The following is a 12,544-nucleotide window of genomic DNA, read 5'->3' as shown; positions in this document are numbered from 1 at the left end:
CAGAGAGGAGCGCCAAGATTCAGGCACTCCTCTTTATTGTATTCACCGTTAAAAAAACGAAAATAATGACCGCAAACCAATACATCATTCCAAAATACGGAATAAAGAATCCTGTTAATTTCAGTATCGTTTTTATCACAATCGGCAACGTCATGCCATAAGCGCCAAACATCCACAGCCGCCTATAACTAACCGAAGCACCGCGACCAAATGGAATCGATACTAATGCAATGATAGAAATAAAGACTATACTAATCATTACCTGCAAAAATGCCTTCATGTACTGGTAGAAAAAGGCTACCTGCTTTAACTGCGATTCGTTCTCCTGCAACAATTTCAATACATCCGCATTGGTGTATTCCTGCTTACTCCCCCAAATCGGCAAACGACTATAGGACGTGATATTTGGTGACATCAAGCCATTTTTCCCAAATTTAAATCCGTCACCCTGCAACGTTACCACATAATACGTCGTCGCCCTTTGCGTCACCTTCCCAATCATAACCGTCGTATCAAAAACTGGAATAGGCACAATCAAGGGCTCACCCGTATAATCCAAGCCCTTCTCTGACAATACAAACGGCTCCATTTCCGTCAATAAGGCCTCATAATCTAATTTCGACGTCTTCGAAAAGCTAGAAAAACTAAGGATAAGGGACGAAAGCAACACCAAACACAGCAAATAAAAAAAGGATTTCCAAATACTCTGCGCCTTCCACTTCCCAATCTCCTTCCACTGAAAAAATAAACTCTGCTGAAATTGTTCCACTATCCCCATATTATCCCTCACATCCAAAACGTTATTTGCTATTAAAAATCATATTAAACCATTACAGGATTTAAATCAATAACAAAATTTCATTTGACTTACCGAAACGTTTCGTATAAAATGTGAAATTAAAGAAAGCGTTATCTATTCATTTACATTATGCGTTACGAAAGGATACTATTATGTTGTTAAAAAACCAGCATCAAGCATTAAAATACGATACAGGTTCCGGAGAATTAAAAAACTGGCAGATCACAGAGACATACTTCGATCCTGAAACACTTGGCAAAGTCGAAGCTGTTTTCAGTCTAGGAAATGGCTACATGGGTTTGCGATCAGCAACCGAGGAGCGCTATGCCAGAGAGGTTCGCGGCAACTTCATCGCTGGCACTTTCAACAAATTCCTCGGTGATAAAGAAGTAACCGAACTTCCAAACGCTGCCGACATGACGGAAATGAGCTTCACACTAAATGGTGATACCTTCCAATTGACTGATGGTGAAATCCTTCATTTCGACCGTACCTTGAACCTAAAAGATGCAACATTATCACGTACGGTTCATTGGCGTTCCCCATCTGATGACGAATATAAACTGATTTTCACCCGCTTCGTATCCCTAGCCAATAAACATATCATTGCCCAAAAAGTCGCGATTACTCCGCTTTCTAGGAATCTCACCTTGAAACTTCATTCCGGCATTAACGGCCAAATGACGAATACAGGTACGCAACATTTTAAAGAAGGCGTTTTGCGATTATATGACCAAAAAATCATGAAACTAGAAGCGCATACAACCGAATCCAACATTGATTTTGCTCATTTTTCCCGTCATGCATTTACACTCGAAAATAGTGTAATCACGCCTAAAAATACGATTTTCATGGACCGTCGCAAAATTTTCACAACCTTTGAGCCTGAGACAATCCAGCAAAATGAGACGATTACGATTGAGAAAATATCAGGCGTGTACACAAGCCGCGACAAAGATTGGAAGGATGCCGATCAAGCACTTGCCATTTTCGCCATGACACCCAATTATGATAGCTTGTTCAAAGCACACCGCAAAGCTTGGCAAACAACCGTATGGGAACAATATCCTATCCAAATCGAGGGCGTTGATTTCGACCAGCTCGCGATTCGATTTGCGATTTATCATCTCACAGGTATGACGCCAGCCCATGATAATCGCATGAACATTGGCGCAAAAGGACTTTCCGGCGAAGGCTACAAAGGCCATGCTTTTTGGGATACCGAAATTTTCGTTCTGCCATTTTTCACAACATCCAACCCTAAAATTGCCCGCCAACTCCTTGAATATCGCTCTTTATCCATTCCCGGAGCGGTTCGTAAAGCACGTGACAATAACTACGAAGGCGCGATGTTCCCTTGGGAATCTGCTTGGCTGGAAGATGGTGAAGTAACGCCAGTTTGGGGTGCAGCAGATATCATCACAGGCGAGCCCACCAAAATTTGGTCAGGTTTCATTGAACAGCATATCACAGCAGACATCGCGTTCGCTGTTTGGCAATATTATCAATTTACTGGCGACCAAGATTTCATGGAAAAACACGGCTATGAACTCCTTTTTGCGACAGCAGTTTTCTGGCAATCACGCCTTGAAAAAAAGGACGATCGTTATGAAATTACTGGTGTCGTCGGTCCTGATGAGTACAAAGAACACGTAGATAATAATGCCTTCACGAATTACATGGCTCATTGGAATTTAGAAAAAGCAATACAATACTACGACTTATTGCAACAAGAAAATCCCGAGCTACTCGCGTCCCTATCCGCAAAATGGGACCTACAGAGCAACTATCAAAAATGGCGAGAAAAAGCAGCAAAACTCTACCTTCCACAGCCAAATGCAGCGTTAGTTATCCCGCAAGATGATACGTATTTATCAAAAAAAATCATCGACCTAACACCGTATAAAGAAGCATCACAAGTCGGCGCCCTATTCTTAGACTACAACCTAGACCAAGTAAATGACATGCAAATCACCAAACAAGCGGACGTCATGATTCTGCTCTACCTACTAGAAAATGAGTTCTCACCAGATGTGAAGCAAGCTAATTGGGATTATTACGAACCAAAAACACTGCATGATTCCTCGTTAAGTCGGGCTACACACAGCATTTTAGCATCTGACTTAGGTGATAAAGACCTCGCCTATTCGATGTTTGAAAAAGCTAGCCGCATCGATCTTGGCCAAAATATGAAATCAAGCGATGCCGGTATTCACTCAGCGTCTATTGGCGGTATTTGGCAAGTTGTGGTCAATGGTTTTGGTGGTGTCCGAATGCTTGATGGCAGATTATACGTGCACCCTCATCTCCCAGAAAAATGGACAGAATTACAATTTCCTATTTATTGGAAAGGTGCTCGCTTACACATGAAAATCACGCATGATATGATTGAAATCACAAATACGTCGAACAAAGATGTCGAATTCGTACTAAACGGTACTGAAATCGTTGTTTTAGCCGATTCAACATTTACTACAAATTAAAAAAAGAGCTTGTTTCGGATGCCAATTTGGACATCAGAACAAGCTCTTATTCATTATTTCGCTTCTTTTGCCTTCGCAATCGCCGTTTCGTAGTCTGGATGATTTGTTCCTTCGCCAACGTATTCCGCGTGTACGACTTTATTATTGCTGTCCAACACGAATACCGAGCGAGCTAACAAACGCAATTCTTTCATCACAACGCCGTACGCCTCACCAAACGAAAGGTCGCGGTGATCAGAAAGTGTAATCACATTAGGAAGTCCTTCTGCGGCACACCATTTCTTTTGCGCGAACGGTAAATCTACAGAAATCGTAAGTATCGCCGTATTTTCTAAACCAGACGCCTCTTCATTGAACTTGCGCGTTTGTTGCGAGCACACGCCTGTATCAATCGATGGAATCACGCTTATTATTTTCACTTTGCCATCGTAATCGCTTAATGTAACTGGCTCCAAACCTTGATTTAAAACCGTGAAATCTGGCGCTGTGTCACCAACTTTTACTTCTTTCCCAATCAATGTCATCGGGGTTCCCTTAAATGTAACTTCTGCCATATTGAATTGCCTCCTTTGATTTGTATCTACGCCCTCTATTCTACCGAAGTGTCGCGCAATGTACTATTTTTTTGCCTATAGTAAAGCGCTTTCCAATAGGTCCAAGCCTCTAAATACGCCGCCAAGTCCTCTGGATGATGCAAAAGACAGCGCGCAATCCGAATGTATAACCCAATCAAAACCGAACCGTAGAGCTCCCCTGGAATCTCCCCATTGAAAAATAATAGCGCGTCCTGCAAGGTTTTCTCATCCAGACTATCTGGTGAAGAACAAAACGCAAAAATAAGATCATACATCGGCGGTCCAAAAAGATGAAGTGGATCAATAACGCCGCACAACTGCCCGTCTTGAAACAGAAAATTATGTACGCCGCAATCGCCATGTAGAAAATATAAGCGCTCACGAGGCTGATCCTTGACCACTTTCCTAACGAGAACGGCATCTTCATTTGGTAAATGCTTGCCAATAATAGCCTCAGCTCCCATAATTTCCTGTTGCAAAAACTTATGCCAGGTGAACTTTTCATGCCAACCCCAACCGCGCATAATCGGCTTGTATTCATTGATTAAGCCTACCGTCAAATCTTGCAGCATCTTCGCTTTTTCAGATCGAGCGCCTAATGTATCCCCTTTCATAAATGTATACACTAAATAATCTTTCGCGTCGTACACCAATCTTGGCAACAAAGCGCTATCCTTATAAAACCGCAGAAATGTTGCTTCCCAATAAATCAGATTCGCCTCATTTCCCTTCACAACATAGGTTTTGCCGTCTTCACATTGTATTTTGGCAACCGCGCTCGACGTCCCACCACGCAAATGATCCCACGTGATAATTTCCGAACCTAACACGTTTTCTCGCAACAATTCGTCGATCATTGATTTCATACCCACCGAACCCACTCCCTTCCAAAAAAGAACCTACAAGCCAAGCTCGTAAGTCCCCATTTTAACATACTACTTCCAATCTTTATCTAGTTTCAAATACCCTTCATGCACAACCGCCGTGCTTTCCAGTAAATCCGCGATTCCTTGTTTTTTCGGCGTGAAGGCACAGACTACGTATAGTCCCCAAACGACAGAAGTGACGAAGCGCAAAGCACCCTCGCGAAACAACACCGTTCCCCATGTCAACGTTCCCGTTTTCAATGACACAACGCGGATCCCAAAAATCATTTTTCCGAGCGTCTGCCCCCAGAACTTCGTCATCACGATAAAATAAGCAAGAAAAACAAGCGTCACGAGCGCACCGTAAATCGCGAAAAACGAACCGTCCATTTGCCAATCTGCTAGTCTGAAAATCGGGCTGATGATGATAGCCGCAACTGCCGTCGTTGCGAGTAAATCTACAAGATACGCCATGAAACGAATCCAGAATCCTGCGTAATATTGGGATGGAAAACCGTTTTGTTCTTCTTTTGGAGGCTCATATTTAAAAACTGGACGCTCCGTGTGTTGCAACGTTTCCTGTTCCATTTGAACTCCTCCTTTATTTTCCATACAAGTACATCAGACGCGGCGCTTCCATCATGTTCATTAGCTGTAACGCTTGATGCGCCTCGCTTTTTTGGCCTACGATTTGGCTGATCGACGTAGAGAAAATCGATGCTAAACCGCCACCGCTCGAATCGTATTCAAATACTTGTGCGCCTTTCAAATCTTGCTCTTTTTTCAAAGCATTCAAGGCATTTTCTTCATATCCGAATGCGTCGATTAAACCATTCGCCTTCGCTTGGCGGCCATCGTAAATCCGACCGTCTGCAATTTTTCGAACCTCAGCTTCTGTCATGTGACGACCTTCCGCGACAACTTTTACAAATTGGCCGTAAGAATCATCAATCATCGACTGCATAATAGCTTTTTCTTCTGCCGTCATCGGGCGCGACGAACTCATAATATCCTTGAATTCCCCACTTTTAATCGTATTATCCGAAATTCCGACTTTCTTCATCAATTCGCTAAAATCATAACCTTGCATGATAACGCCGATCGAACCAGTCAGTGTTTCAGGACTTGCAAAAATTTTGTCGGCTGGCGCGGAAACGTAATAACCGCCAGATGCAGCCATGCTACCGAACGAAACATAGATTGGCAACTTCTTCTCTTTCTTGATCTGTAAAATTTTATCGCGAATTTGCGCGGATTCTACAACGCCGCCACCTGGTGAATTGACGTTTAGAATAACTCCGGCAACTGTGTCATCTTCCCGAATTTGTTCCAACTGATCCATGAAATCCGTATGGTTGTAGCCTTCACTACCGCCAAGAAGCGAGTCGCTCGAACCTGTGTCTTGGATTGCGCCATCAATATGTAGCACAGCAATCCGCTTATCTTGGCTCCCATCCTCAAGCACCAATTCGGTCATTTCTGTATCCATCGCGGTCAGTGATTCCGCCCACGACATTTTGTACTCATCATCGCTTGCTAGGAGCGTACTCGTAATCTTCGTAATCCCGCTCACTACTAATAAAGCGGCGACAATCCCGATCGCAATCCATCTTTTTGCATTCACATTATTTCCCCCTTTTTTATTACCATAGAACTATCATAACGGAAAACAGCTACTTTTTACAGCGAAACTTGAAAAATTCTTATTTTTTACAAGATTAGTAGTGAGCATTCGTGTTATAATGGGGTGGAGATTGAATTAATTAAGAACTCTGGAGGTTTTAGTATGGCTGAGACAATTTTTTACTTTTCCTATCGCAAAACAGAAGAATTACAAAAACATGCCGATGAACTAAAAAAAGTAACGGAAGAATACGGTTTTGAAGTAACCGATAATTTCGAAGCTGCAACAGCGATTATTAGTATTGGTGGAGACGGCGCTTTCTTGAAATCCGTGCGCGAAACTGGTTTCCGCTCCGATTGTTTATATGCGGGCATCGCCTTGACGGAACAACTTGGACAATATTGCGATTTTCACGTACACCAAATCGATGAAATTATTAAGGCCGCGGCAGAAGATCGCTGGCTTGTTCGCCGTTACCCAACGATTTACGGTACGGTCAACAATTCGAAGGCTTTTTACGTACTAAACGAGTTCAATATTCGTTCATCGATTATTCGTACGCTGCAAATCGATGTGTATATTAATGACAGCCTATTTGAAACGTTCCGCGGTGATGGCATGGTTATTTCGACGCCAACAGGAAGTACAGCTTACAATAAGTCGATTAACGGCTCGATTGTGGATCCATTACTACCTTCAATGCAAGTGAGTGAACTAGCTTCGATTAATAATAACCGTTTCCGGACGCTTGGCTCTTCGTTCATTTTGAGCCCAAAACGTAAATTGCGTTTAGATATGCGTGCGAACGGCGTAAACGACTTCCCGATTATGGGGATGGATTCCGAAGCGCTTAGCATCCAACACGTTGATGAGATTAAGCTTGAAGTTGGCGACCGCTTTGTGAATATTATCAAACTGCATAATAATTCATTCTGGGATAAAGTGAAGCGTAATTTCTTGTAAAAATCCGAATTAAAGCTTGTTCATACTGCCAAATCAGGCGTGTGCGAATAAGCTTTTTTTGTCATGAAAAAGCCCCGTTCCAAGTTTTCTAGAACGGAGCACATATCCTTATTTATTCCAGCAATCCTTAAATTCCTGCCAACTACCGAAGTAATACTTGACCACGCGATAGTCGTCAAAGTCCGTCATTTTCGGCGCTCTGCCTAGAATTCGGATAATTTCGTTTGCTTCTTTAATATAGCGTTCCTTAATCTCTTTGCCTTCCCCTTCCGGAGCTGTTAGCGACAAATCTGCCGCGTTCAAAAATTGTTCCCATGAGCCAAAACTCTTCGTTGCCGCCCCAACACCTGGAAACTCTGATGCAGCGCCTATTGGTGGCCTGCCAAGTACTTTTGTAATGCGTTTTACTTCATCTATTAAATATTCATCCGTATATCGTTTTGCCGCCAATTTAATCAACCTTTCGCTATTAAAGTATTCACAAGGATTATTGTACCATATGATTCTTTCCACCGTCACTAGATAGCCCTAGATTCCGCAAAATTTTTCCGTGCTTTAAGATTCCTCTATCTGGATATCTATTCCAATGGCTAGAAGTTCAGACAATTCATCTGGACTGAACAATCCACCACGTCTCACAATCATACCATTAACAATAATGATAGGCAAAACTTTTTGACCATTTTCTGTAAGTTCCGCGTGTACTAACTTATTTTGGATAAATGGTAGTTCCGATTCTGACATCACATGCACATGTGTTTGAAGCTCTTCCCCTGCAAAAACGAGATGCGTATTTCTGAACGCGTCATTGTGTATACTTTTGAACACTTCCAGTTCGAGATTGCCATTATCCTGTAAGCAAAAATAGCTAATATCCATCTCGTTTATTTTTTCCCCGTGGAACCAAAACCGCCACGATCGGTATTACCAAGCGTTGTAACCTCTGTAATTTTAACCTCTGGCATCTTCGCCATAATTCTGAACTGGCAGATTCGATCCCCTTTTTCGATAACGGTATCGCGCATGGCAATCGCTGGGAATTTCCAGAAATCATTTTCGCCGCAATAGCTCTCATCGATAACTCCCATGCTATTCGATTGGATAATCCCAAAATGTTTATATGTACTAGAACGAGGCACGACATGGGCTTCATACCCTTTTGGCAGCTCCATCGCGACGCCAAGTTCGATTAATTTGTAGTCACCAGCAGCTAGGTGGACTTCTTCGTTTGCATGTAAATCAATCCAGTCACCTTGCTCGATTTTATTTAATCTAGCATCTTGATCCGCCGCGTATTTCACTTTAATTTCCATTTCATATCACTCCAAATAGTTGAATTCTCTACACTGCTAATCCTATCATAGTTGGAGCGTTTCGGGAATTACTTTCTCTAAAAAAGAAGCCTGAATGTAGCGCCTATGTAAAAGACGAACACTCAAGCCTCCTATTTAAGTCATCTCGGCGCTAATGTATAGTCAATACCATTCATCGTAACTTTTATCGAGCTTGGCCATGATTTTTGATCCCATTTACCAGCATTCCCTTGTTTTGTAATTTGATCTACGGCTGAATCATAGAATTTCTTTTGATTTTTATTGTACCACGGATCATTATGAGGATTTGGCGAAAATTGATAAACATGATTACCAGGATTAAACGTTAACCCTCTATTCTTACTCCATGATGTTTCCACCCATTTATAGTTAACTCCATTTATTTTTGTGTTTCCACCTATGCCTGCTGCTTCCGCTCCAATTACGCCTAGGCTTTTATCCAAACTTACATGTCCCGTATTCACCAAACTGACACCAATAACCGAAGAAAGTCCAAAAAAAACAGCAACGGAGAGTCCAACAATTCTTTTTTTCATGTGCATAAAAATCTCCTACTTTCTTTATTTTTTTGTAGAAGGAATGGCACTCCTAACTACTTTAAAATCGTAACATAGAATCGTTACATCTATGTGACAATAATCTGGCATAAAAAATAATCTCGGTATCGCTAGCATTATCTAGCATTTCCCGAGATTATCTTCTTATATCTTGCTTATCTCCACATACTCTGCGGACGGGCTAAGCGCTGCCCGACAGTCTGTTTCCGTGTTTATCGTATGAATAAATCTAGGTATCTTGTCATCTTGTACTTTGAGTCTGATACTTCCAATTTCATTCAGAATAGTAGAATAGTTTGTGTGTATTTGGAAGCGTTTGAAAACTGCTACAACACGCTCCATTTTAGCAATTCCTCCCTTCCGTTATTTTTATAACATTCTAAAAAAATATGAGATATAACAACATTCCCATGCATTTCCATTTTACCTTTCTATGTAAGCACTGTCAAATATAATACAAAATCCAATGCACATGAATGAATCATGCATTGGATTCCCAATTTTCAGCCTAAAATCATCACTAGCAAAGCTTTCTGTGCGTGGAGCCTGTTTCCAGCTTGTTGGTATACGAGCGATTGTTTGCCATCGATAACAGCCGTCGCGACCTCTTCCTCGCGATGTGCTGGTAAACAGTGCAAGAAGTGATAGTCTGATTTGGCATGCGCCACTAACTCGCCCGTCACCGCGTATCCTTCAAAATCAGCAAAACGTTTCGCATTCTCCTCTTCTTGCCCCATGCTCGTCCACACATCTGTATACACAAAATCCGCGTCAGAAACCGCAAGAACAGGATCTGTCGTGATCTCGATTGTCGCACCAGTTTTAGCCGCGATTTGCAAAGCTTGGTGCAACACCGTTTCGTCCGGCTCATATCCAACTGGCATCGCGCACGAGATATCTAATCCAACCATTGCGGCCGCAAGTAACAGCGAATGGCACACATTGTTTCCATCACCGATATACGCGAGTTTCACGCCTTCAAACGTGTTTTTCACTTCAAAAATCGTCAACAAATCGGCCAGCGCTTGGCACGGGTGATGCAGATCCGTCAAGCCATTAATAATCGGAATCGACGCATGTTCCGCAAGCTCCTCCACGCCTTCATGGCTGAACGTCCGAATCATCACGGCATTTATATACTCACTCAAAACGTGCGCGGTATCCTTAATCGGCTCGCCACGCCCAATTTGTAGCTCTTTGGAAGACATCACAATCGCCTGCCCACCTAATTGCAAAATTCCTGCTTCAAAAGAAATACGCGTCCGCGTCGACGGTTTATCGAAAATCATCCCTAAAATCTGTCCGCTTAACGTATGGCTATAATGCGCCGGATTCGTCTTAATCGCAAGCGCCAACTGCACTAATTCCGCGATTTCCTCATTGCTCCATTCCAGTAAACTCAGCATATCTTTCCCTTTAGTCGTTTCTTTATAATACGTCATTATTTCATCCCTACTTCCTGTTTTATCAACACTGATTCGATCAAATTCGCCGCGCGTTCCAGTTCTTCTTTTGTCACCGTTAATGGTGGTAAAATTCGCAATACGTTCGGCCCAGCTGTCAACGTAAGTAATCCTAGCTCTTGCAACGCTTTGACAACATCTCCCGCTCCAAATTCTAACGCGATTCCAAGCATCAAGCCTTCTCCACGAATTTCCACGACATTTGCCGCTACTTTTTCGGTAAGCAGTTGTTGGAAATAGGCGCCTTTTTCAGCCACATCTGCGAGAAATACTTCATCAAAAACGATATCCATAACCGCGTCTGCTGCTGCCATCACAATTTTATTCCCGCCAAAAGTCGAGCCGTGAACGCCAGGTCCAAATGTTGCGGCAAGCTCAGATTTACCAACCATCGCTCCAACTGGCAAGCCGTTTCCAAGCCCTTTTGCTAATGTGAAAATATCTGGTTCGATTCCTGCATGCTCAAAAGCGAAACGTTTTCCAGTGCGCCCGATTCCAGTTTGAACCTCATCGATAATGAGTAGCGCGCCGTGTCTTTGACATAGCTCGGAGGCACCAACTAAGAACGCCGTCGTTGCTGGTAGTACGCCACCTTCACCTTGAATAACTTCCAACATCACAGCCGCTGTTTTTGCCGAAATCGTGTTTTCTAAAGCTGCCAAATCATTGTACGGTAAGTATGTAAAACCTGGAAGCAGTGCGCCGAAACCGTCGTGAATTTTTCCTTGTCCCGTCGCCGTCATCGTCGCAATTGTTCGGCCGTGAAACGACTGCTGAAACGTGATAATCTCATCACAACCCGTATGTTTTTTCGCGAGTTTCAGAGCAGCCTCATTTGCTTCAGCCCCACTATTGCAGAAAAATACCACACGATCCGCGTCCGCTGTTAATTTTGTCGCGACTTGCTCTTGAATACTACTTTCAAAAAGATTCGACGTGTGCCAAATTTGACCAAGTTGTTTTTGCACAGCGGCTAGAACCGTTTCATGGCAATGCCCCAAGTTGCAAACCGCGATACCCGAGGTGAAATCCAGATATTCCTTCCCGTTAGCATCCTTCACAACCGTTCCTTTCCCTTCCACAATCTCGATTGGGAATTTGGCGTATGTTGGAAATAAATCACTCATCCTATCTTCACTCCTTCGCTTATTATCGTTCCTTTAGCCGTCATTTCATTCGTAATAATGACTTGTCCAACGCCTTGCGTGACTGCGTTTTTCGCACTTTTGAGTTTGGGAATCATACCACCTGTGATGATTTCTGTCGCGAATAAATCGTCCAATTCGGCCGTATCAATATGCGACACCACCTCGCCCGCATTAAGAACCCCGGCCACATCTGTCAGCAAAATCAATTCCTCCGCTTGAAGAGCTGCCGCCACCGCACACGCCGCCAAATCAGCATTCACATTCAGCCATTGCGTCGACATCGCCAAGCCAAGAGGCGCAATCACTGGCACGATTTGTTGCGCAATTAAACTCTCAATCAAGTCCGTCTTCACATGCGTAATTTCGCCAACAAATCCCAGCTCGCCGTCCGTTAATTGTTCCGCTTGCATCAAGCCCGCGTCACCCGCATGTAAGCCAACCGCCGAGATATCCTGCTGTTCAAGCGCTGTGACGATTTCCGGTTGCACCTGCCCAATCAAGACCATTTTCGTCACCGCTAACGTTTCTTTCGTCGTGATACGCAACCCCGCCTTCGTTTCAACTGGAATCTGCAGCGCCTCCATCATTTTGCTAATCTGAACGCCACCACCGTGAACCAAGACAACCTGTTTGCCATCCGCCTGCCACGTTTTGATTTGCTTGAAAAAATTTTCATGGAGATGACTTCCCGCGACGCCACCTATTTTCACCACAATAATTCCACTCATCTCA

Annotated in this window: 15 protein-coding genes; 2 read left to right on the top strand and 13 right to left on the bottom strand. The window is 43.2% G+C overall.

Features of this window, described 5'->3' with window-relative positions:
• Nucleotides 1-19: 19 nt before the first annotated feature.
• Nucleotides 20-778, bottom strand: a complete 759-nt coding sequence (locus DUK53_RS00620) for a DUF1189 family protein (protein ID WP_036133214.1) — start codon at nt 776-778, stop codon at nt 20-22.
• Between the two features lie 173 nt (nt 779-951).
• Between DUK53_RS00620 and DUK53_RS00615 the strand changes: the two genes are divergently transcribed.
• Nucleotides 952-3,282, top strand: a complete 2,331-nt coding sequence (locus tag DUK53_RS00615; RefSeq protein ID WP_036089581.1) for a glycoside hydrolase family 65 protein — start codon at nt 952-954, stop codon at nt 3,280-3,282.
• A gap of 53 nt (nt 3,283-3,335) precedes the next feature.
• Here the strand turns inward: DUK53_RS00615 and tpx are convergent, their stop codons facing one another.
• From tpx to sppA, 4 genes are all read right to left on the bottom strand, one after another.
• A complete protein-coding gene (gene tpx / locus DUK53_RS00610; RefSeq protein ID WP_036079358.1) occupies nt 3,336-3,836 on the bottom strand; it encodes a thiol peroxidase in 501 nt (166 codons plus the stop codon).
• Nucleotides 3,837-3,871: 35 nt separating this feature from the next.
• The gene (locus tag DUK53_RS00605; RefSeq protein ID WP_236637257.1) at nt 3,872-4,723 is read right to left on the bottom strand and encodes a phosphotransferase; all 852 of its coding nucleotides are present in this window, start codon (nt 4,721-4,723) and stop codon (nt 3,872-3,874) included.
• A 69-nt stretch (nt 4,724-4,792) separates the two neighbouring features.
• Complete coding sequence (locus DUK53_RS00600) at nt 4,793-5,311, bottom strand: RDD family protein (protein WP_036089086.1); 519 nt, start codon at nt 5,309-5,311, stop codon at nt 4,793-4,795.
• Between the two features lie 13 nt (nt 5,312-5,324).
• On the bottom strand, nt 5,325-6,347 hold the full coding sequence (gene sppA, locus DUK53_RS00595) for a signal peptide peptidase SppA (protein WP_036089083.1): 1,023 nt from the start codon (nt 6,345-6,347) through the stop codon (nt 5,325-5,327).
• A 162-nt stretch (nt 6,348-6,509) separates the two neighbouring features.
• On the opposite strand from sppA, the gene DUK53_RS00590 reads away from it, so the two are divergent.
• Entirely contained in the window at nt 6,510-7,310 is an 801-nt protein-coding gene (locus tag DUK53_RS00590) for an NAD kinase (protein ID WP_036089082.1), read from the top strand.
• Nucleotides 7,311-7,418: 108 nt separating this feature from the next.
• On the opposite strand, the gene DUK53_RS00585 is transcribed toward DUK53_RS00590, so the two are convergent.
• The 8 genes from DUK53_RS00585 to argB all read right to left on the bottom strand — a co-directional run bounded on the left by DUK53_RS00585 (nt 7,419) and on the right by argB (nt 12,540).
• Nucleotides 7,419-7,760, bottom strand: a complete 342-nt coding sequence (locus DUK53_RS00585) for a homing endonuclease associated repeat-containing protein (RefSeq protein WP_036089081.1) — start codon at nt 7,758-7,760, stop codon at nt 7,419-7,421.
• A 105-nt stretch (nt 7,761-7,865) separates the two neighbouring features.
• Entirely contained in the window at nt 7,866-8,189 is a 324-nt protein-coding gene (locus DUK53_RS00580) for an arsenic metallochaperone ArsD family protein (protein WP_036089080.1), read from the bottom strand.
• A gap of 5 nt (nt 8,190-8,194) precedes the next feature.
• On the bottom strand, nt 8,195-8,623 hold the full coding sequence (locus DUK53_RS00575; RefSeq protein WP_036089079.1) for a dUTP diphosphatase: 429 nt from the start codon (nt 8,621-8,623) through the stop codon (nt 8,195-8,197).
• Nucleotides 8,624-8,763: 140 nt separating this feature from the next.
• The gene (locus DUK53_RS00570) at nt 8,764-9,180 is read right to left on the bottom strand and encodes a hypothetical protein (protein ID WP_036089077.1); all 417 of its coding nucleotides are present in this window, start codon (nt 9,178-9,180) and stop codon (nt 8,764-8,766) included.
• Nucleotides 9,181-9,345: 165 nt separating this feature from the next.
• Nucleotides 9,346-9,543: a hypothetical protein gene (locus DUK53_RS00565; protein WP_036089076.1), complete on the bottom strand. Its 198-nt coding sequence runs from the start codon at nt 9,541-9,543 to the stop codon at nt 9,346-9,348.
• A 161-nt stretch (nt 9,544-9,704) separates the two neighbouring features.
• On the bottom strand, nt 9,705-10,643 hold the full coding sequence (gene argF, locus DUK53_RS00560) for an ornithine carbamoyltransferase (protein WP_036089075.1): 939 nt from the start codon (nt 10,641-10,643) through the stop codon (nt 9,705-9,707).
• On the bottom strand, nt 10,643-11,791 hold the full coding sequence (locus DUK53_RS00555; protein WP_036089074.1) for an acetylornithine transaminase: 1,149 nt from the start codon (nt 11,789-11,791) through the stop codon (nt 10,643-10,645). The genes argF and DUK53_RS00555 overlap by 1 nt, the downstream gene beginning before the upstream one ends.
• Complete coding sequence (gene argB, locus DUK53_RS00550; RefSeq protein ID WP_036089073.1) at nt 11,788-12,540, bottom strand: acetylglutamate kinase; 753 nt, start codon at nt 12,538-12,540, stop codon at nt 11,788-11,790. The genes DUK53_RS00555 and argB overlap by 4 nt, the downstream gene beginning before the upstream one ends.
• Between the last annotated feature and the right edge of the window lie 4 nt (nt 12,541-12,544).

The organism is Listeria sp. SHR_NRA_18, from assembly GCF_003856515.1.
GTDB lineage: Bacteria > Bacillota > Bacilli > Lactobacillales > Listeriaceae > Listeria_A > Listeria_A newyorkensis.
Note: the sequence above shows the minus strand (reverse complement) of the source record. Positions and strands in the feature narration are given on the sequence as shown.

Bases quoted from the DNA above. Each gene is read 5' to 3' on its own strand.
- argB (WP_036089073.1), bottom strand. From the start codon at position 12,540: ATGAGTGGAATTATTGTGGTGAAAATAGGTGGCGTCGCGGGAAGTCAT.
- DUK53_RS00620 (WP_036133214.1), bottom strand. From the start codon at position 778: ATGGGGATAGTGGAACAATTTCAGCAGAGTTTATTTTTTCAGTGGAAG.
- tpx (WP_036079358.1), bottom strand. From the start codon at position 3,836: ATGGCAGAAGTTACATTTAAGGGAACCCCGATGACATTGATTGGGAAA.
- DUK53_RS00555 (WP_036089074.1), bottom strand. From the start codon at position 11,791: ATGAGTGATTTATTTCCAACATACGCCAAATTCCCAATCGAGATTGTG.
- DUK53_RS00605 (WP_236637257.1), bottom strand. From the start codon at position 4,723: ATGAAATCAATGATCGACGAATTGTTGCGAGAAAACGTGTTAGGTTCG.
- argF (WP_036089075.1), bottom strand. From the start codon at position 10,643: ATGACGTATTATAAAGAAACGACTAAAGGGAAAGATATGCTGAGTTTA.
- DUK53_RS00570 (WP_036089077.1), bottom strand. From the start codon at position 9,180: ATGAAAAAAAGAATTGTTGGACTCTCCGTTGCTGTTTTTTTTGGACTT.
- DUK53_RS00575 (WP_036089079.1), bottom strand. From the start codon at position 8,623: ATGGAAATTAAAGTGAAATACGCGGCGGATCAAGATGCTAGATTAAAT.
- DUK53_RS00580 (WP_036089080.1), bottom strand. From the start codon at position 8,189: ATGGATATTAGCTATTTTTGCTTACAGGATAATGGCAATCTCGAACTG.
- DUK53_RS00565 (WP_036089076.1), bottom strand. From the start codon at position 9,543: ATGGAGCGTGTTGTAGCAGTTTTCAAACGCTTCCAAATACACACAAAC.
- DUK53_RS00615 (WP_036089581.1), top strand. From the start codon at position 952: ATGTTGTTAAAAAACCAGCATCAAGCATTAAAATACGATACAGGTTCC.
- DUK53_RS00600 (WP_036089086.1), bottom strand. From the start codon at position 5,311: ATGGAACAGGAAACGTTGCAACACACGGAGCGTCCAGTTTTTAAATAT.
- DUK53_RS00590 (WP_036089082.1), top strand. From the start codon at position 6,510: ATGGCTGAGACAATTTTTTACTTTTCCTATCGCAAAACAGAAGAATTA.